22 protein-coding genes and 1 riboswitch are annotated in these 21,032 nt (G+C 45.4%); of the genes, 14 read left to right on the forward strand and 8 right to left on the reverse strand.

The window, feature by feature from the left end:
* Positions 1 to 136: 136 nt before the first annotated feature.
* From RBH91_RS06720 to RBH91_RS06730, 3 genes are all read left to right on the forward strand, one after another.
* The gene (locus RBH91_RS06720) at positions 137 to 1,162 is read left to right on the forward strand and encodes a tripartite tricarboxylate transporter substrate binding protein (protein WP_307893903.1); all 1,026 of its coding nucleotides are present in this window, start codon (positions 137 to 139) and stop codon (positions 1,160 to 1,162) included.
* Positions 1,163 to 1,270: 108 nt separating this feature from the next.
* Positions 1,271 to 1,726, forward strand: coding sequence for a tripartite tricarboxylate transporter TctB family protein (locus tag RBH91_RS06725; RefSeq protein WP_307893904.1), 456 nt, complete (start codon positions 1,271 to 1,273; stop codon positions 1,724 to 1,726).
* Between the two features lie 22 nt (positions 1,727 to 1,748).
* On the forward strand, positions 1,749 to 3,254 hold the full coding sequence (locus RBH91_RS06730) for a tripartite tricarboxylate transporter permease (RefSeq protein WP_307893905.1): 1,506 nt from the start codon (positions 1,749 to 1,751) through the stop codon (positions 3,252 to 3,254).
* A 19-nt stretch (positions 3,255 to 3,273) separates the two neighbouring features.
* Here the strand turns inward: RBH91_RS06730 and RBH91_RS06735 are convergent, their stop codons facing one another.
* Entirely contained in the window at positions 3,274 to 3,996 is a 723-nt protein-coding gene (locus RBH91_RS06735; protein ID WP_076760280.1) for a response regulator, read from the reverse strand.
* Positions 3,993 to 5,549, reverse strand: a complete 1,557-nt coding sequence (locus RBH91_RS06740; protein ID WP_307893906.1) for an ATP-binding protein — start codon at positions 5,547 to 5,549, stop codon at positions 3,993 to 3,995. The genes RBH91_RS06735 and RBH91_RS06740 overlap by 4 nt, the downstream gene beginning before the upstream one ends.
* A 185-nt stretch (positions 5,550 to 5,734) precedes the next feature.
* On the opposite strand from RBH91_RS06740, the gene RBH91_RS06745 reads away from it, so the two are divergent.
* Positions 5,735 to 6,883, forward strand: coding sequence for a competence protein CoiA family protein (locus RBH91_RS06745; protein ID WP_307893907.1), 1,149 nt, complete (start codon positions 5,735 to 5,737; stop codon positions 6,881 to 6,883).
* Positions 6,880 to 8,919: an oligoendopeptidase F gene (gene pepF, locus RBH91_RS06750; RefSeq protein WP_404802480.1), complete on the forward strand. Its 2,040-nt coding sequence runs from the start codon at positions 6,880 to 6,882 to the stop codon at positions 8,917 to 8,919. The genes RBH91_RS06745 and pepF overlap by 4 nt, the downstream gene beginning before the upstream one ends.
* 70 nt (positions 8,920 to 8,989) lie before the next feature.
* On the opposite strand, the gene RBH91_RS06755 is transcribed toward pepF, so the two are convergent.
* From RBH91_RS06755 to RBH91_RS06775, 5 genes are all read right to left on the reverse strand, one after another.
* Positions 8,990 to 9,157, reverse strand: coding sequence for a hypothetical protein (locus tag RBH91_RS06755; RefSeq protein WP_094777299.1), 168 nt, complete (start codon positions 9,155 to 9,157; stop codon positions 8,990 to 8,992).
* Positions 9,158 to 9,557: 400 nt separating this feature from the next.
* Positions 9,558 to 10,460 (reverse strand): protease adaptor protein SpxH, encoded by a 903-nt coding sequence (gene spxH, locus RBH91_RS06760; protein ID WP_307893908.1) that lies wholly within the window; start codon positions 10,458 to 10,460, stop codon positions 9,558 to 9,560.
* Positions 10,457 to 10,855, reverse strand: a complete 399-nt coding sequence (locus RBH91_RS06765) for a globin domain-containing protein (protein WP_076760275.1) — start codon at positions 10,853 to 10,855, stop codon at positions 10,457 to 10,459. The genes spxH and RBH91_RS06765 overlap by 4 nt, the downstream gene beginning before the upstream one ends.
* 285 nt (positions 10,856 to 11,140) lie before the next feature.
* The gene (locus RBH91_RS06770; RefSeq protein WP_076762642.1) at positions 11,141 to 11,791 is read right to left on the reverse strand and encodes a lytic transglycosylase domain-containing protein; all 651 of its coding nucleotides are present in this window, start codon (positions 11,789 to 11,791) and stop codon (positions 11,141 to 11,143) included.
* Between the two features lie 12 nt (positions 11,792 to 11,803).
* Positions 11,804 to 12,376 carry a CYTH domain-containing protein gene (locus tag RBH91_RS06775; protein ID WP_307893909.1) on the reverse strand — a complete coding sequence of 191 codons (573 nt, stop codon included), beginning with the start codon at positions 12,374 to 12,376 and terminating at the stop codon, positions 11,804 to 11,806.
* A 129-nt stretch (positions 12,377 to 12,505) separates the two neighbouring features.
* Between RBH91_RS06775 and RBH91_RS06780 the strand changes: the two genes are divergently transcribed.
* Genes RBH91_RS06780 through RBH91_RS06795 form a run of 4 tightly spaced genes read left to right on the forward strand, consistent with a single transcriptional unit; the run spans position 12,506 to position 15,259 of the window.
* Positions 12,506 to 12,871: a UPF0738 family protein gene (locus RBH91_RS06780; protein ID WP_307893910.1), complete on the forward strand. Its 366-nt coding sequence runs from the start codon at positions 12,506 to 12,508 to the stop codon at positions 12,869 to 12,871.
* 31 nt (positions 12,872 to 12,902) lie between these two features.
* On the forward strand, positions 12,903 to 13,538 hold the full coding sequence (locus RBH91_RS06785) for a GTP diphosphokinase (protein WP_076762640.1): 636 nt from the start codon (positions 12,903 to 12,905) through the stop codon (positions 13,536 to 13,538).
* Positions 13,539 to 13,556: 18 nt separating this feature from the next.
* Positions 13,557 to 14,357 carry an NAD kinase gene (locus RBH91_RS06790; RefSeq protein ID WP_076762639.1) on the forward strand — a complete coding sequence of 267 codons (801 nt, stop codon included), beginning with the start codon at positions 13,557 to 13,559 and terminating at the stop codon, positions 14,355 to 14,357.
* Between the two features lie 26 nt (positions 14,358 to 14,383).
* Positions 14,384 to 15,259 carry an RluA family pseudouridine synthase gene (locus RBH91_RS06795; protein WP_404802498.1) on the forward strand — a complete coding sequence of 292 codons (876 nt, stop codon included), beginning with the start codon at positions 14,384 to 14,386 and terminating at the stop codon, positions 15,257 to 15,259.
* Positions 15,260 to 15,274: 15 nt separating this feature from the next.
* On the opposite strand, the gene prpE is transcribed toward RBH91_RS06795, so the two are convergent.
* Entirely contained in the window at positions 15,275 to 16,015 is a 741-nt protein-coding gene (gene prpE, locus RBH91_RS06800) for a bis(5'-nucleosyl)-tetraphosphatase PrpE (protein WP_307893912.1), read from the reverse strand.
* Between the two features lie 332 nt (positions 16,016 to 16,347).
* Here prpE and RBH91_RS06805 point away from each other — a divergent pair, with 332 nt between their 5' ends.
* From RBH91_RS06805 to thiS, 5 genes are all read left to right on the forward strand, one after another.
* On the forward strand, positions 16,348 to 18,192 hold the full coding sequence (locus RBH91_RS06805; protein WP_307893913.1) for a monovalent cation:proton antiporter family protein: 1,845 nt from the start codon (positions 16,348 to 16,350) through the stop codon (positions 18,190 to 18,192).
* A gap of 58 nt (positions 18,193 to 18,250) precedes the next feature.
* Positions 18,251 to 18,359: riboswitch (TPP riboswitch) on the forward strand.
* 84 nt (positions 18,360 to 18,443) lie between these two features.
* Complete coding sequence (gene tenA / locus RBH91_RS06810) at positions 18,444 to 19,145, forward strand: thiaminase II (RefSeq protein WP_307893914.1); 702 nt, start codon at positions 18,444 to 18,446, stop codon at positions 19,143 to 19,145.
* Positions 19,120 to 19,737, forward strand: coding sequence for a thiazole tautomerase TenI (gene tenI / locus RBH91_RS06815; protein ID WP_307893915.1), 618 nt, complete (start codon positions 19,120 to 19,122; stop codon positions 19,735 to 19,737). The genes tenA and tenI overlap by 26 nt, the downstream gene beginning before the upstream one ends.
* Positions 19,721 to 20,830, forward strand: coding sequence for a glycine oxidase ThiO (gene thiO, locus RBH91_RS06820; RefSeq protein ID WP_307893916.1), 1,110 nt, complete (start codon positions 19,721 to 19,723; stop codon positions 20,828 to 20,830). The genes tenI and thiO overlap by 17 nt, the downstream gene beginning before the upstream one ends.
* Entirely contained in the window at positions 20,827 to 21,030 is a 204-nt protein-coding gene (gene thiS / locus RBH91_RS06825) for a sulfur carrier protein ThiS (protein ID WP_307893917.1), read from the forward strand. Before thiO ends, thiS begins: the two co-directional genes overlap by 4 nt.
* Positions 21,031 to 21,032 lie beyond the last annotated feature (2 nt).

Consider the following 21,032-nt stretch of genomic DNA (forward strand, 5'->3'; position numbering starts at 1 on the left):
TTTTAACCTTTCCTGCGTGTCGGGAAAGGTTTTTTTTGTGAACTTTATGAACAAAAAGAACATTATGCCGTTAAACTGTGCAAGAGAAGCAGACGAAGCTATAATGAAAGCGATTACAAAAAAGGGGGAACACAGCATGGCAAAAAGGGGTACACTTTGCGGCTTTTTCATTTTACTTGTGTTTGTGCTCATTTTGGGAGGATGCGGCGGAAGCACGGCTTCAAAAAATAAAGCTGCCGAAGAAAAAGGCTTTAAACCTTCAAAACCGATTGAGGTTGTTGCGCCTGCCGGTGCCGGCGGGGGATGGGATACAACGGCAAGAACCGTATCGAAAATTTTAGGTGAAGAAAAACTGATCGACAAGATGGCTGTCGTCAACAAACCTGGCGGCGGCGGAGCAACCGGCTGGTCATACGTTCACCGCAAAAAAGGCGATGATCATACGCTGTTCGTCACGTCACCGCCGATCTTGTTCGTGCCTTTAAACGGACAATCCCAATATGGTTATGAGGACTTTACACCGATTGCAAGCGTGATTGCCGATTACGGAGCGTTTGTCGTTCATAAAGACTCGCCATATCAAACAATGAAAGATCTTGTGGATGCACTCAAAAAAGATCCGAAGGCCGTTTCCATTGTGGGCACATCTTCTCCTGGAAGCATGGATCACATGCAGTTTGTAAGCGCTGTTCAAAAAGCGGGTGTTGACGCAAAACAGCTTAAGTATATAACGGCGCAAGACGGTGCCGGCATGAGTATGCTGCTTGGCAAAAAAGCCGATGTCTACTCGACCGGTGTCGGTGAAGCCGCCGAACAGGCGCGGGCCGGCAAGGTCAGAGTATTGGCCATTACCGCCCCGGAACGCATGAAAGGGGAGACCGTCAAAGATTTTCCGACTTTAAAAGAACAGGGAATCGATAATGAATTCACGGTTTGGAGAGGTTTTATGGGCCCTCCGGGAATGAGCGAATCAGCCGTTCAGTTTTATGAGGAAAAAATCAAAGAGATGATGGAGAAAGACAGCTGGAAATCAATTCGGGACAGCTATGGCTGGACCGATAACTATATGGATCATCAAGAATTCAAAAAATATCTTGATGATCAATATAACGAGATGGAAAGTCTGCTGAATGAGATCGGACTTGGGGAAAAGGCCAAATAAACAGACCAGAATGTGAAGATCGCGGAGCCGGCATGTCAGGCTAAAGGTCAAGCCGTTTGGCTGACGCTTGCCGGCTTAGGAGGAAATCGAGAAAGGCTGGTGTAAACCATGAGGATCACAAACCGGGTCGTATCCGTTGTGATTTTAGCTGTGGCCGCCATTTATTTGGCGCTCAGCTTCAATTTAGACAGCTATCCGTATGCCGTCATTGACGCGGATGTGCTTCCGAAAAGCTTGGGTATATTGCTCCTTATTCTCGGGATATTTTTGTTTTTTGAAAAAGATCAAAAAGACACGAATGTGAAAAAGCTGTTTCAATTAAAGAAAAAAGATGTAAAGGTCATGACCCTTTGCGTTGTTTCGTTGCTCATCTATATTACGATCTTAGAAATGGCCGGATTTCTGCTGTCAACCATTATACTGCTTATCGCCCTGCCGGCGATATTGGGATATAGAAAGTGGAAAACAGCTATTGTCGTTTCGCTGATTTTCACTAGCACGATTTATTTTTCATTTCATTATTTGCTGAACATTATGCTTCCGCAGGGGGTTTTGCCTTTTTAATCAACGATAAGGAGGGATGAGCATGTTAGACAGCATTTTATACGGATTCCAGGTGGCATTGACCCCGCAAAATATTATGTTTGCCTTTATTGGCGTACTGATCGGGACGGTTATCGGCATGCTTCCGGGACTCGGGCCGATTACCGCAATTGCTATCATGATTCCGTTAAGCTATGGGATGGATCCAGCCTCAGCCTTGATTTTAATGGCCGGTGTCTATTATGGAGCGGTATTTGGCGGATCGACTTCTTCCATCCTTTTAAATGCCCCTGGTATAGCCGGGACTGTTGCCACGTCGTTTGACGGCTATCCAATGGCAAAGCAGGGGAAAGCGGGAAAAGCGCTGGCCGTGGCTGCCATCTGTTCGTTTGCAGGCGGAACGATCACCGTCGTCGCACTGATGCTCGTGGCTCCGACAATGGCAAACGTGGCCGTTACATTTGGACCCACTGAGTATTTTGCCTTGATGCTGCTGGGCTTGGTGGCGATTGCCAGCCTTTCAGAAGGGTCGACGGTTAAGGCATTGATCTCGGCTACATTAGGCTTTATGACCGCCACCATCGGAATTGATCCGCAGACGGGAACAGAGCGGTTTACATTTGGTGCTGCAAGCCTTCTAGAAGGAATCGACTTTCTGATCGTGGCTCTTGGACTGTTTGCATTAGCTGAAGTTGCATTTTTAATTAAAACGCGAAACAAACCGATGACAGAGGGAACATCCCAAGTCGGCAGCCTGAAGGTGACAAAAAGCGAAATGAAAGAGATTTCCGGACCGATCGCAAGGCATTCGGTGATCGGATTCCTGCTCGGAATACTGCCGGGGGCTGGAGCAACGATTGCGTCTTTTATTTCTTATATTACAGAAAAGAGAATCTCAAAAAATCCCGAGTCGTTTGGCAAGGGGAATATTAAAGGCATTGCAGCGCCTGAAACGTCGAATAACGCGGCAACGAGCGGCGCCTTTGTACCCCTGCTGACACTTGGAATTCCCGGATCAGGGACAACCGCCGTTTTGCTTGGCGCACTCCTGGTTGTCGGTGTTCAGCCTGGTCCGCTTATGCTGACGGATCATCCCGATGTTTTTTGGGGCGTCATCGCCAGCATGTATATCGGCAATTTGTTTCTGCTGATTTTAAATTTGCCGCTTATTCCTTTTCTGTCAAAGATTTTGCTGATTCCTAAGCAGCTTTTGATTTCGCTCATTTTTGTTTTCTGTCTGATCGGAGTCTATGCCGTGACCTTTAATATTGTTCACCTCTATATTTTGGTTTTCTTCGGCATTCTCGGGTATTTTATGAGGGTTTTGTCTTTTCCGGCCGCGCCGTTTATTTTGGCATTTATTTTAGGCGGCCTGATGGAAGAATCGTTCAGACAGGCCATGACGCTGTCCTCCGGCAGTCTGACCGTATTTTTCGAAAGCCCTGTCACGATCGGGCTGATGATGGCGGCGCTCCTGTCCCTCATCTTGCCATCGATTTCCCGGGCAATGAAGAACAGGCATAAAAAATCGATTGATTTAGAAGGATAAGCTTTTGAGGTCCGGAACGCTATGTTTCCGGACTTTCATCGGCTTTGACCTGCTTATAGCGCCGCTCAGGACGTCCGACGGTCCCGTAGTAAAGTTCTGTTTTGACGTATTTCTCTGCTGCTAAAAATTCTAAATAGCGCCTTGCGGTCGTCCTGCTGACACCGATGGTGCGGCCCAGATTTTCTGCAGTAATGCCCTCCGTGTTTTCGCCGTTATGTAAAACAGCGGCTACTTTTTTTAATGTCAGGCCGTCAATGCCTTTCGGATAATCGGCATCTGCCATTTGCTTTTCTTTCATCAAATTTCTTCTTTTTGCCATTAACGTATCGACATCTGTCTGATCAATTGATGACAATGTATTCACCTTGAGCCGGTAAGACCGGTAGTTTAAAAGGGTTTCTTTCAATCTGGAAAACATGATCGGCTTAATCAAATAGTCGACGGCTCCTGCGCGTATCGCCTGTTCAACATATTCAACTTCTTTGGCCGCCGTGATCATCATGACATCTGTATGCCTGAGCTTCTGCCTGATCAGCCAGAGAAGCTCCATACCGGAGCCATCCGGCAGGAAAATATCCAACAAGACAAGGTCAGGCTTTACGGCCGGAAGCAAGTCTTTGGCATCTTGAAAATGTTCGGCGATCCCGATGACGGAAAATCCTTCAATTTTACTGATCAATTTTTGATGAATATCGGCGTTTTTGATATCATCCTCGACAATAAATACTTGCAATTCTTTCATCTTTGGTCCCCCAGCGTATCTCTTGATTTTGGTATAACGACAGTAAACAATGCCCCGCCAAGGTCGCTTTTTTCCGCTTTAATTTCTCCGTTTAATGCTTTGACAGATTCTTTCACTAAATGGAGCCCAAGACCGCGGTGGTTTTCCGACTTTGTCGAATAAAACTTTTGAAATATTTTTTCTGTGTCAGCGTCGGGAATACCGTCTCCTGAATCTTCGACTTCGATCAACAAGTGATCTCCCCCGTCAGATAAAAACACAAGAATGTCCCGCTCTTTTTTTTGCAAAACGGCATCAAATGCGTTCTCAATCAGATTTCCCAGTATCGTAATGAACTTTCCCTGATCCATTTCAGGAGGCAATGCGTCGATTTTGGAGCTTTCATCGATTTCTAACTCGACATGGAGCTCTTTCGCACGATTGACCTTACCAAGTAAAAGCCCGGAAAGGAGAGGGTCTGGAATGGAATGAATCAAAAATTGCAGCATATCCTGATGGCTTTTGTTTTCTTTCTGAATGAGTTCAAGCGCTTCTGAATAGCTTTCAAGCTGAATCAGGCCTGCGATTGTGTTCAGCTTGTTTGAATATTCGTGGGTCTGGGCTCTCAGACCTTCTGCGTATTGCGATGTTTGCGCTAATTTTTTCGATAGCTCGTCAATATCCGTCTTTTTTCTGAAGCTCGCGACAGCCCCGCGGATGATTTCATTCTCAAAAATCGGCACCCTGTTGACGATCAATTCTTCGTTTCCAATCGTTAGTTCTTGGTCTTTCTGGGCGGTTTTCGTTTTCAGGACTTCAGGAAGCAGTGTGTTAGGGAGAAGCTGGGAAATCGGCTTGCCGAGCCAGTGATCTTCACTTTCCACATCAAGCAGTTCACAGGCTTTTTTATTTAAAAGGGTGATTTTTTCATATTTGTTGATGGCGATTAAAGCTTCATGCACAGACTCGGTGATCGCCTGTTTTTCCGTATATAATTGATTAATTTCAAAAGGTTCAAGGCCGAAAATGGATTTCTTTACATTGCGGGAAATATAGACAGCCCCTGAAACCCCCATCAGCACGACGAATCCCAATAAAAATATGAATTTCGTCTGATATTGATAGACGACATCCTGAATATTTTCTTTTAAAAAACCAACCGAGATGATCCCGACGATTTCTCCATTTGCGGCTCGGACCGGCGCTTTGCCTCTGATGGCGGCCCCTAGTGTGCCGACGGCTTCGGAAACATATGCTTCGCCTTTTTCAAGGGCGCGCTCATTGTCTCCGCCGACCATCGGTTTGCCGATTTTGTTCGGATCTGGGTGGGCATAGCGGATTGAATCGGTCGAGCCGATGACCACGTATTGTGCACCGGACTGTTTTCTTGCTTTTTCTGCAATCGGCTGGAGCGCTTCAGACGGATTTGAGGTTTCGAATGCTTCGCTGATGGAAGGCATTTGTGAGAGCGTTTTTGCCATATCAAGCGCTCTGGCCTGAATTTGTGTTTTTAAAGAATTTTCTAAAATCAATAGATAAAGGCCGCTCATGACAGAAAGTAAGATAAACAGCAATGTTAATATCAGCAATGTCAGTTTTGTGGTCAATTTCTGTTTTATATCAAAAACTCCTTTTCTGAAAATTTCGTGCTCTATAATACTACTTTATATAAAATCAGCTTAAATTTGAAGCGTTTTCAAAAAAAGGAGAGAGCAGATACCTGTTGAATACCTAGTGGTACAGAAAGGAGGAATGCAATATGTTCAGCGCACAAAGCAAAGAAGGGCGGCTGATTTGTCTGGCTGACGGATACAGAGCAGATGAGCTCAAACGGATGAGGGAGAGGCATACTTTTTATTGCCCGGCCTGTCATCATAAGCTCGATCTCAAAATCGGCGCCAAAAAGCTTCATCATTTTGCCCATAAGCCGGGTTCAGCGTGCCCCGTTCCGCATGAACCGGAAAGCCTTTATCATTTGAAAGGGAAGCGGCTCTTGTATGAATGGCTTGGCGGACAAGGGCTGAGGCCAGAACTCGAACCGTATTTGCGGACGATCAGACAGAGGCCTGATTTGCTTGTGAACAGCGGGACGCTCAAAATGGCGGTTGAATTTCAATGCGCGAATCTCAATCTAAAAGAGTATCAAAAAAGGACGGCTGGCTTCCTGAAACTCGGGATCGAGCCGCTCTGGATTGTCGGCGGAAATCGTCTGAAGCGCTCAGCAGGCTGCTTTTTTCAGCTTTCCGGCTTCCATTGGCAGTTCAGCATGAGAAATGAAAAACTTCCGAAGCTCTTGTTTTTTTGCCCCGATCAAAAAGCTTTTCTCGTCCTTGAACATTTAATCCCGTTTTTGACAAATAAAACATCCGCATCGGTAAGGTTTCTCCCTCTGCAGCAGACAAAATGGCACGATTTAACCTCCTCTAAAAGCCGCTCCTCGTATCAGCTTGATGCATGGAAAAGGAATCTCCTCAAATTTCGGACGACACCCAGCCGTTTTTTATCAAAAGAGTCAAAGCAGATAGCCGCGCTGTTTTATGAAAGGTTTCAAATTCCGCTTCCATTTTTCCCATCGGAAGTCTTTCTTCCCGTGCCCAGCGGCTATATTTTTGCTCATCCGGTTTATGTGTGGCAAGGCCATCTTTACTTGTACTTGACGAAGCGGTCTTCTTTTCACATGCAATCGGCCGTTCTTTATATGGACAAACTGGTTCAATCAAAAAAGCTGAAGCTGAGGCGGAATCAGCGGGAGACGGTTGTGAACGCCGTATGTGAATATATTCAGTTTTTACACGAAAAAGGATTTTTAAAGAAGGAGGAAGAAGTTTATTATCCCGCCGGTCCGATTTTTTTAAAGCCAAGGCTGGCGGAGCTGCTGAAAAGAGATGAACGATATTTTTCCGAATGATCACCAAGCCTTTCGTCCAACCTAAGGAAAGGAAGGTGGTGTCCGGACTGTTTCAGCTCAAAAGGTATGTATGTTGTATTTTGGTTGCCGCATCAAGCATGATTTTTTCCGCAAATGATTTGACAAAAGACGGTGAAAAAACAGAAGATAAACACAATACAAGTTTATTGAACATCAATGGACTTGGAGTAAAGAAAGCGAGGGGATTTACAGTGGCTGAAGAAAAGCAAACAAAGAAACTGCCTTCAAGAGATGAGGTGAAGAAAGAAGAGACGTGGAAACTCGAGGATATCTTCCCATCAGACGATGCTTGGAATGAGGAATTCCAAGCGGTGAAAGAGCTGCTGCCTAAGCTCTCCGAATTCAAGGGCAAGCTCGGCCATTCAGCTGATGATTTATATGAGGCGCTGACGTATCAGGATAAGGTAATGGAAAGGCTGGGCAAGCTGTATACTTACGCACATATGCGCTATGATCAAGATACGGGAAACTCGTTTTATCAAGGTCTCAATGATAAAGCGGCCAACCTCTATACACAGGCAGCGAGCGCCACAGCTTATATGGTGCCGGAAATTTTATCGATTCAGGAGGAAAAACTTCAGCAGTTCCTTTTGGAAAAAGAGGAATTGAAGCTCTACTCACATGCTCTCGAAGAAATTAACAAAGAGCGTCCCCACGTGCTGAGCGAGGAAGAAGAAGGGATTTTGGCCGAGGCTTCAGATGTGCTTTCATCCCCGTCAAACACATTTGGGATGCTGAATAACGCCGATATGGAATTCCCGGAGATCACCGATGAAAACGGAGAAAAACGGCAGATCACCCACGGCAATTATATTACCTTTTTAGAAAGTGAGAACCGCGATGTCCGCCGCGCTGCATTCAAGGCGGTTTACGAGACGTACGGACGCTTTAAAAATACGCTTGCTTCAACGCTCAGCGGAGCGGTGAAAAAAGATAACTTTTATGCGAAAGTCAAACATTATAAGTCGGCGAGGGAAGCGGCGCTTTCGCGAAACAGCATTCCAGAAGAGGTCTATGATAATCTCGTCGGCACGATCAATAAACATCTGCCGCTTCTGCATCGGTATGTGGAGCTTAGAAAAAAAGTGCTCGATCTTGATAAGGTCCACATGTATGATCTGTATACTCCGCTTGTAAAAGATTCCGGCATGAAGGTGACATACGAACAGGCGAAGGATTATATGGTGAAGGGTCTGGCACCTTTGGGCGAAGAGTATTCCTCCATCTTGAAGGAAGGCTTAAACAACCGCTGGGTCGATGTTTATGAAAACAAAGGAAAACGAAGCGGAGCTTATTCTTCCGGAACATATGGGACAAACCCGTATATTTTGATGAACTGGCACGACAATGTCAACAACCTGTTTACGCTCGTTCATGAATTCGGCCATTCTGTGCACAGCTATTATACGAGAAAATATCAGCCGTATCCGTATGGAAACTACAGCATTTTCGTCGCCGAAGTGGCTTCAACGACAAATGAAGCGCTTTTAGGGGAATACCTGCTGAATACGATAGATGATGAAAAACAGCGGCTTTATATTTTGAACCACATGCTCGAAGGGTTTAAGGGAACAGTATTCAGACAGACGATGTTTGCCGAATTTGAGCATGAAATCCATGTCAAGGCCCAGGAAGGAGAGCCGCTGACTCCTGAGCTGTTAACGAGCATCTATTATGATTTGAATAAAAAATACTTCGGAGACAATATTGAGATTGACAAAGAAATCGGTCTTGAATGGTCAAGAATCCCGCATTTCTACTACAATTACTATGTCTATCAATATGCGACCGGCTTCAGCGCAGCCCAGGCTTTGAGCCAGCAGATTTTAAAAGAGGGCAAACCAGCTGTTGACCGCTATATTGATTTTTTAAAAGCGGGAAGCTCGGATTATCCGATTGAAGTGCTGAAAAAAGCGGGCGTCGATATGACGTCATCAGAACCGATCGAAGCTGCATGCAAAACATTTGAAGAGCGGCTCAATGAAATGGAGGAGCTTCTGCTTAAAAATCAATAAGCGAATTCAGGGCTTTGGAGGCTGCCGGTAAATAGCGGCAGCCTTTTTGCACAAGCTTAAGACACACTGCCTAAAAACCTTTAAATGTTTTCCGATGATTGAAGCGGCTGATCGTAAAAAGGATGGATATAAACAGCAGAGGAGACGTAATATAAAGAGGAAGCATCTGCATCCAGCCTAAAATGTTCAATACGAAAAAAAACAAAATCGATGCAAGTCCCAAAATCATTTGTAACATAAAAACCCTCCTATGGACTGATAAAATGTCAAAAAGCGAAAAATGACGCTTTACAGTGCGTGAACCCGCATTCTTTCCCGCATTTTGCCGTGTGAATCAGCCGTTTTCTTTCCTACTTTCATCATATGATGGACATCTATCTTTTATGTTTTGTGACAAAAATGTGAAAAGTAATAAAATCAGTTGTCAAAACTCGACATGATTTGATATTATAAAGATGTGAAATTGATCACAAACAAACATTTACCCCTTTGTTTGACCGTGAAAAATTTCTCCCATCCCCTTTGTTGTCGTTAAGACATAATAGAAACCGCGCTTATCCCGGCGCGGTTTCTTACTGCTCTAAAAAAGAACATAAGTTCGGTAATAAGCATAAAAAAGAAGCACGGAAAAACCCGTGCTATTTCTCGCACTGATAGAGCGGTCCTGCACCATCATTTTCGTTCACATAACGCCAGAACATGCCGTGTTTCGCTTCCACTCTTTCGGCTTTTCCGGCGAAAGCGAGCTTTTTCATTTCGCGTTCGACTTCATCAAGCGTCCAGTCATAAACGACTGCAATTTCTTTATCCGCTACAAATTGAAAGTATTCAAAAAATAGCTCGAGCGGCGGAGTTTGCGATGGCTTTGGCTCATCGCCGAGCATTTCAAACAACACCTCTTCGTATATTTCATATGAATAATTTCCCGTTACTTTTAAGCCTTCTCCTTCGCGGAGATTATTAAAAAAAGTGAGGGTCGGAACCGATGAGACTTCCATTTCAGCAGCGATTTTCATATCGCATTGCAGCGCTTTTACGGCGCTTTGTGAATGAAGATCCTTTTGAAATTCGTCCAGATCGAGCTGTGTATGTTCCGCAATATCAAACAGCACCTGTTCTTCTGTAATATCCTGCTGATTAAGAAACAAGCTCTCCTGCATACATCTCAAAAATTGCATTCCGGCTTTTCTGCCTTGCAGCTCTGCCGCTTTTAGCGCAAGGGAGGCGAGGTATGGAGCGGAAAGCGCTTTGTCATACCAAAGCGTTCCGTCGCAGGACATCCCTGAACGGCAGGCGATTTTTTCCCAAGCCTCTGCGAGACGGTGCTTCTTTCGCTTTTGAACATTTAATGCTGTAAGGCTGCAGGCGGCGATCATGCGCATTGTGAAAAATCGGCCATAGCGGATTTTTAATTTTTTTATCGCTGGCTCCAGAGCCCAGCATTCCGGAGATAAAGGGTCAACAAACATGTAAATTTCCATCGGCTTTTGCGGGTGTCCATGGCAATGGGAGAAAAATTGGTCACGCTGATAAATTGTCAATGTGAACCATCCTCCATTTTAGGCTGGTTGACCATATGTCTTGCTGTCAATGTCAGCCTTTCAAAAAGAAATTCCCTGATATCGCCCGTCAAACCGACATGATCCATTGCCTCTTTCATACACGAAAGCCATGCATCCGCTCGTTCAGGTGTGATCGGAAATGGAAGATGCCGAGCCCTCAGCATCGGATGCCCGTGTTCCTCTGTATAAAGCGGGGGACCGCCCAAATATTGCGTTAAAAATTGTTTCTGCTTTCTGGCCGTTTCCGTCAAATCATCCGGAAAAATCGGGGAGAGCAGCGGATGCCGTCCCACTCGTTCATAAAAAGTATCAACAAGTTGCGATAGAAGTTCTTCTCCAATCGCTTCATAAGGTGCGTTAAACGATTGTCCCATGTTGACTACTCCTTTTAATATGGCTAATAGGAAAAAATAACGATTCCTATCGCAAAAAAATATTTATCTTGTGCATCATTTATTATTTCAAGATTGTATATACTTATTTTATCAACCCTGTTCCATTTCTACAAACAAACCGACTTTTAGCCTGCAGATTGGAATCGCTGTTTTTGTATGAAATATCATATCATATCCGATTATTAAATGTGTATTTTTTATATCAGGAGGATAAATTTGGAGGTTTTTTGAACGGCAAAAAGCCAGAAAGGGAAACTTTCTGGCTTAAGCGTAGTAATTTGCGCTGACTTTTTTTACATAATTTTGCGTTTCTTTAAAAGGCGGAATGCCTCCGTATTTTTGGACATTTCCGGGCCCCGCATTATATGCTGCCAATGCGAGTTGGACATTTCCGCTGTATTTGTCCAGCATTTGCTTCAAATATTTCGTCCCGCCTTCAATATTTTGAACGGGATCAAAAGCGTTGCTGACGCCGAGCGCTTTTGCTGTTGAAGGCATGAGCTGCATCAGCCCCATGGCTCCGGCCTGGCTGACCGCTTTCTGCTGGTAGCGCGACTCTTGTTTGACGACAGCATGAATCAACTTTTCATCAACGCCGTATTTTTGAGCAGCTTGTTTGATGATTTCATCAATATGTTGATTCTGGCCGCCGAATGAGACGGTTTTCTTGGTGACAGACGGTGCAGACGCAGCCACCGGCGCCGGCGCGGTTATTTCCGCTGTCAGAGACTGAGCTTCTGTCCGAACCGGCGGAAGCGTTCCCGTCTGCTGCTGCAAGCCGCCGGTATTGCTTAAATACTGATTTAAAATAGAGCTGAAATCAAAATCCGTATCTTCGGAACCGCTGCCGGATGTTTGATAAAACGACCGAATGGCCTGAAGTTCCAAAAGGGCGGCCAAATGATTGATGTTCATTGTTTCCCCACCTTATTTATCCTTAAGTTTTTGCTCGTAAAAACGGACGATTTTGTTTTTGGTATCGCGCGGCGGGATGCCGAAAGACTTCAGAATGGCTGTGAAATCCTGCTTTCCCTGTTCATAATCTGTGACTTCAAATTCAACTTCGTAGTCCTCTACCATTAAGTATCGGCTGCGATCCAAAACAATTAAGCCCTGGGGCAGTTTTTTTTCGGCGCGGTCTGTTGTCAGCGTGCCGAAATATTGAAGGCTCTCAGATTCAATGCCAAGGTCCCTCAGGCGGCCCAATACGGGGCCGTCCGGGATGTGAAATGATTCGACATCCGGCTGAAAGGGCAGGCTCTGGTGGGTTTCCGTCAAACCGACAGGAGCAGGCTCTTTTAATGTCAGCACATGCCGATCTTGTTTTTCGCGAATTCTTAACGCCGCTCCTTTTTCTTTTAACGAGAAGGACGATGTATCGTAATAATGGTTTTTTTGCGTGACAAATTGCTCGGGAGAAAATTGATAATATAATTTCATTTGGTCAAATTCTTTTTTTGTGAGCAGATTTTTAAATTCTATTTCGAGTTCTTGGCTCATTCTTTCATTTTTCATCCTTTCAGCTGGCAAAATGACATTTTCTATATTATCTCTTGAGAAGGAACGTTTATCAATATTGAACCTGATATGATAAAATGAATCTGTACTTTTTATGTAAAGGAGAGCATTATGCAGAACAGAATTGAGATTACAGAAGCGAATCTGCGGGATGACCGGCTTATATTAGCCAGCGAAATCAATGACGGAGCGGAGCGAAAACCGGCCGGACGCATGCTGGCAGACTCTGATCATTTTGCATTTGTATACATACTTGAACAAGGCGAATCCTTCCAATACGTCATTTTAAATGACAGCATCTGGCCCGATGTTAAAGCGGCATTTGATCAAAAGCTTCCGGTGTTTTTAACTACTGAAAACCAGCAATTGGAGCTTAGCGGGTTCCATGATGAGCTTGCATATTTAGTAGAAAATATTAAAGATAATGCAAATTACGGTGAAGAAATGGAAGAGCGAGTAAAACGGGTATTCCTCTAGAAAAAAAGGCGATGAAATTGGGGGAAGATTTATGGATGAAAAACAATGGGAGCAGTTTTTAGCGCCGTACAGGCAGGCCGTTGAAGAGCTGAAAGTAAAACTGAAAGGGATGAGAGGCCTTTACGAATACGAGGATGGGCATTCACCGATTGAGTTTGTGACAGGACGTGTCAAACCTGTTCCGAGTATTTTGGAAAAAGCCAAACGAAAAAACATCCCATTACATCATATTGAGGACATACAGGATATTGCGGGTCTCAGAATCATGTGCCAATTTTTTGACGATATTCGCATTGTCGTAGAGATGCTATTGGCCAGAAAGGACTTCACCGTTGTGGATAAACGCGATTATATCGCAGAACATAAAGAGAGCGGCTACCGTTCCTACCATCTGGTTGTGTTATATCCTTTACAGACGGTAAATGGAGAGAAACAGATTCTGGTTGAAATTCAAATTCGAACGCTGGCGATGAATTTTTGGGCGACGATTGAGCATTCTTTAAATTATAAATACAGCGGCAATATCCCGGAAAAAGTGAAATTAAGGCTTCAGAGAGCTTCAGAAGCGGCTTCACGACTTGATAAAGAAATGTCTGAGATCAGGGTGGAAATTCAGGAAGCCCAAGCGGCTTTCTCGCGAAAGAAAAAGGACGAGGATGACGGCTAGGGGAAAGGAGATGGAATGATGAAGTTTGCGGTATCGTCTAAAGGAAATCCGGTTTCAGATTCATTGAAAAGCAGAATTCAGACGTACCTGCTCGACTTCGGTCTTGAGTGTGATGAGGAAGAGCCGGATATCGTCATTTCCGTCGGCGGTGATGGCACGCTGTTATACGCGTTTCACAAATACAGCAGCCGCCTCGATAAAACGGCGTTTGTCGGAGTTCATACCGGACACCTTGGGTTTTATGCCGACTGGGTGCCGGATGAAATTGAAAAACTGGTGATCGCGATTGCCAAAACCCCGTTTCAAATCGTCGAGTATCCGGTTTTAGAGGTGATCGTCCGCTACAATAACGGCGGTGATGAAGCAAGGTACTTGGCGCTTAATGAATGTACAATCAAAAGCATTGAAGGCACGCTTGTAACAGATGTCGAGATTAAAGGGGAGCTTTTTGAAACGTTCCGCGGAGACGGACTTTGCCTCTCAACTCCGTCAGGAAGCACCGCATATAACAAAGCGCTGGGCGGGGCGATCATCCACCCGTCCATCAGGGCCATTCAGCTGGCCGAAATGGCGTCCATCAACAACCGAGTGTTTCGGACGGTCGGTTCGCCGCTCATTTTGCCTGAGCATCATACATGCCTGATCAAACCCATTAATGATGTTACTTTCCAGGTCGCAGTTGATCATTTAACATTGCTGCATAAAGACGTTAAATCGATTCAATGCCGCGTCGCGAACGAGAATGTCAGGTTTGCCCGTTTCCGGCCGTTTCCGTTTTGGAAAAGGGTGCAGGATTCCTTTATTGGCGCGGGAGAATAGGAAGGATTGCTGTGAACGACTTTTCGATGAAACAAATCATAACAGAGAAAGAGCATGGCATGCTGTTGAAAGAATATGCACAGCGTCTGGGCATTTCAAAGAGAATGCTCGCAGATATCAAATTCGGGGGCGGAGACCTTTTGGCAAACGGAGAGCATGTCACGGTAAGATATGTTCTTCAAAAAGGAGACGAGCTCCTCATTCAGTTTCCGCCGGAAAAAGTGAGCGAATCTTTGCTGCCGGAGGACATTCCGCTTGATATTTTATTTGAGGATGATCATGTTCTCGTTGTGAAAAAACAGCCCTATCTATCTTCAATCCCGTCGCGGGAGCACCCGGCAGGCAGTCTTGCAAACGGGCTCATCCATTACTATCAAAAGACAGGCTGCCAGGCGACCGTTCATCTGGTAAGCAGGCTTGACCGCGATACATCGGGTGTGATGCTTGTCGCCAAGCACGGCTTTGCCCATTCGCTTTTATCGGGATTGCAAAAAAAGGGATATGTCAAACGGCAGTACCGTGCCGTCGTTCATGGCCTGATCTGTGAAGAAAGCGGAACAATCGATGCACCGATCGGCAGAAAAACGTCAAGCATCATTGAGCGCGCGGTGATTCCGGACGGCCAAAAGGCGGTCACGCATTTTCAGGTAAACAGCAGAATCGGCCGGCTGACAGATGTTTCCCTCAGTCTGGAAACCGGAAGAACCCATCAAATCCGCGTCCATATGAGTCATATCGGACATCCCTTGTGCGGGGATACACTTTACGGGGGAAACCGTGACTTCATCAAAAGACAGGCGCTTCATAGCGAGAAGCTGACATTCATCCACCCGCTGACGAAGGAGGAGATGGCGTTTCAAGCGCCGGTTCCGCACGATATCAAACAATTGTTGGAGAGCTGAAAAAGCTCTCTTTTTTTATGGATTCAGGCGAAATCTTGATTCATCATAAGGCATTGAGGATGGGACGGATTCCGTCTTCAGTTCTGGAAATCGGAAGGCGGTGAGCTGGTTGCCGAATACACATCCCGTATCAATATTAATCGTATGATGAATCATCCTCGGGCTTTTGACGGGCGTATGGCCGTATACGACCCACGGCTCGCCCTGATAATGAGCGGCCCAGTCCCGCCTGACAGGCCTTCCGTCAGGCAGCGTTTCCCCGGTTATATCTCCGTAAAGCACAAATTGCTTTACCTTTCCAACGGGCTTCTTCCCAATGTCTTCAGCTTTTATGCCGGCATGGGCGACAACAAGCTCGCCTTTATGGAGAATCTCATAAAGCGGAGCGCGTTCATATAAGCGCATAAAGAGCTCTTTGACCTGTGTTTGCTTATGTTGAGGCAGCTGTCTGTATTCGGCAGCCGTCGTTTCAAGACCGTGCATCAGCTTAACCGGATTTCCTTTGAAGAAGCGGTAGAGCTTATTGCAATGATTGCCAGGAACATAACGCACAGCTCCTTCTTCATAGGCGCGTGCTACAAATTCAACAACTTCAATCGATTTTGGCCCTCTGTCTGTCAAATCTCCGAGAAAGACAAGCATTCTGTGTTCAGGGTGAACAGGTAAACCTGATTTGAAAGAATAGCCGAGCTTTTTAATTAATGCGATCATCTCGTCATAGCAGCCATGAATATCACCAACCACATCATATTTCATGTTACTTCACCTCCTACTCGGACCTTGTCCGGCAAAAATTCAAAGGATGCTGCTGATTTTCGTATGTTTATCATTACCCGGCGCCATTCATTCATGAGCTTTGTTTATTGGAAATCATAGCTTTTTTTAGCTTCTTAAATTTTTAGAGAAGAAAATCAGGCATATCACTTTTTTTTCTTGGCGAGCATTGTTAAAATCGATTTTTACACCTGTGAAAAAAGGAAGGTTTGCATCTCTTTTCTCACATGAATTTCTAAAATATGGACCTTTTTTATGTTAAAAAAGGGAACGCTAATTATACCCGGAAACCGGTTTTGAGGAGGTACCAGTTTATGGAGCATACATCTGTTTCATCTTTAGTCGTCGTACTCATTTTTGCATTTTTGACTCCCATTTTGCTGCATCGATTTAGGCTCAGTATACCTGTTGTCGTCGCGGAAATCATCATGGGTCTTATCATCGGAAAAAGCGGATTAAACCTTGTAACAGCCCACGATACATGGCTGGAAACATTATCGATGCTTGGATTTATATTTCTAATGTTTTTAAGCGGACTTGAAATTGATTTTTCCGCATTTGAAAAAGGAAAGAAAAAGCAGCTGCTTCCAAACGGAAAAGCGGCGCCGAATACATTTAAAACGGCTGCCATCATATTTATCGGAATTTTTATTTTGTCGCTCGGGCTATCATACAGCTTCGTGCTGGCCGGCTTTATCGACAACGCCTTTTTAATGACGCTGATTATTTCCACCATTTCCCTCGGCGTGGTCGTTCCGACTTTGAAGGAAGAGCGGCTCATGAAGACAAATATCGGCCAGGTTATTTTGCTTGTAGCGGTGATTGCCGATCTTGCGACGATGATTCTGCTGGCGGTGTTCGCATCAATCTATGGTGATGAAAACAGCAATATGTGGCTGTTGATCATATTATTTGCCGCAGGCGTCGTTCTGTATCTTTTCGGGAGAATCTTTAAAAAGCGGTCTTTTGTCGAAGTGATGTCAAAAGGGACGATTCAAATCGGCACAAGGGCGATTTTTACTTTGATCATTGTACTGGTCGCACTCTCGGAGTCGCTCGGCGCGGAAAACATTCTCGGCGCATTTTTAGCCGGGGTGCTCGTATCGCTTCTTTCTCCGAACAAAGAGCTTGTTCAGCAGCTTGATTCGTTCGGCTATGGATTTTTGATCCCGATCTTTTTTGTCATGACGGGGGTCAAATTGGATATTTGGTCGCTTTTTGAGAATCCGAAAATTTTAATCATGATTCCGCTGCTGTTTGTTGCGTTATTAATAAGCAAGGTTCTTCCCGCATTGCTTTTGAAAAAATGGTATGACACAAAAACGGTCCTGGCTTCAGGTTTTCTCCTGACATCGACGCTGTCCCTTGTCATTGCTGCGACAACGATCGGTGAACGCATTGGCGTTATCGATGCGCAAATGTCTGGAGCGCTGATTTTGGTGGCTGTGATCACATGTATCATTACACCGATCGGCTTTAAAAAATTGATGCCGAAAGCGGAAAGCGAAACAGAGAAAAAGACGATCAGCTTTATCGGCGCCAATCAAATGACGCTGCCGGTCACGCTTGAGCTCTCTTCTGAAGAATATCATGTCAGAATTCTGCATGTGCATCAGGAAAAGAAAGAAGAAAAGCTGGCTGATTCCGTTTTTGATGTGGAAATGCTGCCGGATTATGAATATAGCACACTTCAATCGTTTAACGTTTTTGAAACGGATATTCTTGTCGTGGCGACAGGAAATGAAGAGCGAAACACCGGGATTGCCCTTTTTGCAAAGGAGCAAAAGGTCGACAGAATTATCGCCAGCGCAGATTCGCCTAAAGCCGAAGCTGAATTAAAAGAAAACGGAATCGATACAATCTCCATTCTGCTGTCAACGAAAACATTGCTTCGCGCACTTATTGAGGCGCCTGGCGTCATGAAATTGCTGACCAACCAGGATGCATCATTGTACCAGATCAACATGAACAACGAACGGTTTGACGGTGTGCTGTTAAGGGAGTTTCCTTTTACCGGGGATGTCATTTTTGTACGGATTTTCCGAGGCATCGACAGCCTTGTGCCTCATGGAGATACAAGGCTGCAAATGGGTGACAGGCTGATCGCCACCGGTTCGCGCGGATATATCACAGAACTGAAAAAAACGCTTGAAGACTGATGCTTGACCATTTTCTATTTCGTGTTAAGATAAAAGTATAACTGAATGAAAAAGAAATGTTTTCCACTAGGGGAGTCCTTGATAAGGGCTGAGATAAAAGTGTGACTTTTAGACCCTCATAACCTGAACAGGTTCATACCTGCGTAGGGAAGTGGCAAGGTATTTGATTATGTATATATGCAAATTCCAAACCACTTTTCCTGCGGGGAAAGTGGTTTTTTCATTTTCAGAATTAAAGGAGGAGCCTCGATATGAAATTTTCAGAAGAATGCCGAAAAAGCGCTGCAGAATGGTGGGAAGGCAGTTTTGTCCATCCATTTATTAAAGGAATCGGTGACGGCTCTTTGCCTGTTGACTGTTTTAAATACTATGTTCTGCAGGATTCCTACTACTTGACCCATTTTGCCAAGGTTCAATCCTTTGCTGCGGCATATGCAGATGATCTGTATACGACAAGCCGGATGGCAGAACATGCAAAGGGCACTTATGAAGCAGAGCTGTCTCTCCATAGGAAGTTCACGGATTTATTGGGGATTACAGAAGAAGAAATTGAAGCGTTTCAGCCGTCGCCTACGGCTTATGCCTATACTTCCCACATGTACCGTTCCGTGATGAGCGGCAATTTTGCAGAAATTCTCGCTGCTTTGCTTCCTTGCTATTGGCTTTATTATGAAGTCGGAGAAACTTTGCAAACATGCATACCTGAGAACGGGGTTTATCAAGAATGGATTGCCACATACGGTGGAGACTGGTTTAAAGAGCTTGTGACTGAACAGATTGATCGTTTTGATGAGCTGGCTGAAAAAAGCACTGCTGAAACCCGCGCGAAAATGAAGAAAAACTTCGTGATCTCAAGCTATTATGAGTATCAATTTTGGAATATGGCCCACCGGCAGGAAGGCTGGTCAAAAAGCGGGGTGGAACAGCTTGCGCATTCACGTGATCACCAATGACAGGCACTCTCAGGAAGAGCTTGCTGCGAAAATCATTTCAATCAAGGATATAGTCGATTTTATCCATATCAGAGAACGGTCAAAAAACGTCAGCGACATATCAGATTTAATCAGCCGCCTGCTCATCGGCGGGGTCGATAAACGGAAGCTTATCATCAATGACAGGGTGGATATCGCTTTGTTTTACAATATACACCGCGTTCAGCTGCCTTCTCACAGCTTTTCTGTCAAGTGTGTGAGAAGTCGTTTTCCTCACTTGAAAATTGGCAAATCCGTGCACTCCGTTCAAGAAGCGGTTCAGGCTGAAAAAGAAGGTGCAGATTACGTGTTGTTTGGCCATATTTTTGAAACGGACAGCAAAAAAGGCCGGACAGGAAGAGGGATCGGCTGCCTGGCTGATGTTAAAGCGGCTGTCCATATTCCAGTCATTGCGATCGGGGGAATCACCGAAAAGCGGCTGCCTGAGGTGCAGACGGCAAACCCTGACGGCATCGCCGTCATGTCAGGGATCATTTCAAGCGACCATCCGGCTGAAGCAGCGGCGCGGTTTGCCTGTTACGTAAAGGGAGATTCATATGAAAAAGCGTTATGAGACCGTTGTGGTCGGAGGAGGCATCATTGGCGCTTCGATTGCTTACCATCTTGCAAAGGCAGGAATCAAAACGGCTGTTTTTGAAAGCGGAGAAATCGGACAAAAAGCGACCAGGGCGGCAGCGGGCATGCTCGGCGCCCATGCCGAATGCGATAAACCCGGAACATTTTTTGAATTTGCCAGAGCCAGCCAAAAGGCATATCAGCGGCTGGAAGCTGAATTAAAACAGATAAGCGGCATTGACATCAGAAGACGCGACGGCGGAATTTTAAAGCTCGCTTTTTCTGAAAGCGACCGGGAGCGCCTCATGCAGATGGCTGTATTGGATTCTGCGGAATGGCTGACGCCCGGAGAGGTATATGAGAAAGAGCCTTATGCGGCAAAAGGGATACTCGGCGCAAACTTCATCCAAGATGATGTTCAAGTCGAACCCGTTTCTGTTTGCAGGGCGTTTGCCAAGGGAGCCAAACTGTCGGGCGCCGATATTTTTGAATACACTCCTGTCACTTCGATCGAAACCGGGCCAGGCGCAGTCACGGTCAAAACGGCTTCAGGAGAGGTGGAAGCCGAGCACGCGGTGATTGCAAGCGGTGTATGGAGCGGCGTTTTCTTCAAACAGCTCGGCTTAAATAAAAGATTTTATCCTGTAAAAGGCGAGTGCCTGTCTGTTTGGAATGAGGGCATTCCTTTAACCCGGACGCTGTATCATGATCATTGCTATATTGTTCCCCGCCATAGCGGGAAGCTTGTTGTCGGGGCAACGATGAAGCCGGGAGACTGGAATGAGCAGCCTGAGCTCGGCGGAATCGAGGCCGTCATCAAAAAGGCGAAAACGATGCTGCCAGAGATCGAAAAAATGAAAATTGATCAATGCTGGGCCGGATTGAGGCCGGAAACCGAAGACGGCAATCCGTATATCGGCAGGCATCCTGAAAACGGCCGGATTTTGTTTGCGGCCGGCCACTTCAGAAACGGCATTCTTCTGGCGCCTGCAACCGGCGCGATGATCACCGACATGATTCTGGGCCGCCCCGTTAAAAAAACGTGGGAAGAGGCGTTTCAAGCGGAGCGAAAGGAGGCTGTTAACAGGTGAACATTCAGCTCAACGGAAAGAAAATAGAATGGAACGATGACGGTGGAACGATTTATGATTTGCTCGCATCCTACAAGCTGGAAAACCGGGTTGTCGTCGTCGAAAGAAACAGACAGATTATTGGAAAAGATCAATATCAAACAGTCGAATTGGAAGAAAATGATGTGATCGAAATCGTTCATTTTGTCGGAGGGGGATAAAC

Origin of the sequence: Bacillus swezeyi, assembly GCF_030908325.1 — a bacterium.
Classification (GTDB): domain Bacteria; phylum Bacillota; class Bacilli; order Bacillales; family Bacillaceae; genus Bacillus; species Bacillus swezeyi.

What these genes read in the sequence shown, in the direction of transcription:
- RBH91_RS06720 (WP_307893903.1), top strand. Translation starts at nt 137, where the DNA reads ATGGCAAAAAGGGGTACACTTTGCGGCTTTTTCATTTTACTTGTGTTT.
- RBH91_RS06725 (WP_307893904.1), top strand. Translation starts at nt 1,271, where the DNA reads ATGAGGATCACAAACCGGGTCGTATCCGTTGTGATTTTAGCTGTGGCC.
- RBH91_RS06730 (WP_307893905.1), top strand. Translation starts at nt 1,749, where the DNA reads ATGTTAGACAGCATTTTATACGGATTCCAGGTGGCATTGACCCCGCAA.
- RBH91_RS06735 (WP_076760280.1), bottom strand. Translation starts at nt 3,996, where the DNA reads ATGAAAGAATTGCAAGTATTTATTGTCGAGGATGATATCAAAAACGCC.
- RBH91_RS06745 (WP_307893907.1), top strand. Translation starts at nt 5,735, where the DNA reads ATGTTCAGCGCACAAAGCAAAGAAGGGCGGCTGATTTGTCTGGCTGAC.
- pepF (WP_404802480.1), top strand. Translation starts at nt 6,880, where the DNA reads ATGATCACCAAGCCTTTCGTCCAACCTAAGGAAAGGAAGGTGGTGTCC.
- RBH91_RS06755 (WP_094777299.1), bottom strand. Translation starts at nt 9,157, where the DNA reads ATGTTACAAATGATTTTGGGACTTGCATCGATTTTGTTTTTTTTCGTA.
- RBH91_RS06765 (WP_076760275.1), bottom strand. Translation starts at nt 10,855, where the DNA reads ATGGGACAATCGTTTAACGCACCTTATGAAGCGATTGGAGAAGAACTT.
- RBH91_RS06770 (WP_076762642.1), bottom strand. Translation starts at nt 11,791, where the DNA reads ATGAACATCAATCATTTGGCCGCCCTTTTGGAACTTCAGGCCATTCGG.
- RBH91_RS06775 (WP_307893909.1), bottom strand. Translation starts at nt 12,376, where the DNA reads ATGAGCCAAGAACTCGAAATAGAATTTAAAAATCTGCTCACAAAAAAA.
- RBH91_RS06780 (WP_307893910.1), top strand. Translation starts at nt 12,506, where the DNA reads ATGCAGAACAGAATTGAGATTACAGAAGCGAATCTGCGGGATGACCGG.
- RBH91_RS06785 (WP_076762640.1), top strand. Translation starts at nt 12,903, where the DNA reads ATGGATGAAAAACAATGGGAGCAGTTTTTAGCGCCGTACAGGCAGGCC.
- RBH91_RS06790 (WP_076762639.1), top strand. Translation starts at nt 13,557, where the DNA reads ATGAAGTTTGCGGTATCGTCTAAAGGAAATCCGGTTTCAGATTCATTG.
- RBH91_RS06795 (WP_404802498.1), top strand. Translation starts at nt 14,384, where the DNA reads ATGAAACAAATCATAACAGAGAAAGAGCATGGCATGCTGTTGAAAGAA.
- prpE (WP_307893912.1), bottom strand. Translation starts at nt 16,015, where the DNA reads ATGAAATATGATGTGGTTGGTGATATTCATGGCTGCTATGACGAGATG.
- RBH91_RS06805 (WP_307893913.1), top strand. Translation starts at nt 16,348, where the DNA reads ATGGAGCATACATCTGTTTCATCTTTAGTCGTCGTACTCATTTTTGCA.
- tenA (WP_307893914.1), top strand. Translation starts at nt 18,444, where the DNA reads ATGAAATTTTCAGAAGAATGCCGAAAAAGCGCTGCAGAATGGTGGGAA.
- thiO (WP_307893916.1), top strand. Translation starts at nt 19,721, where the DNA reads ATGAAAAAGCGTTATGAGACCGTTGTGGTCGGAGGAGGCATCATTGGC.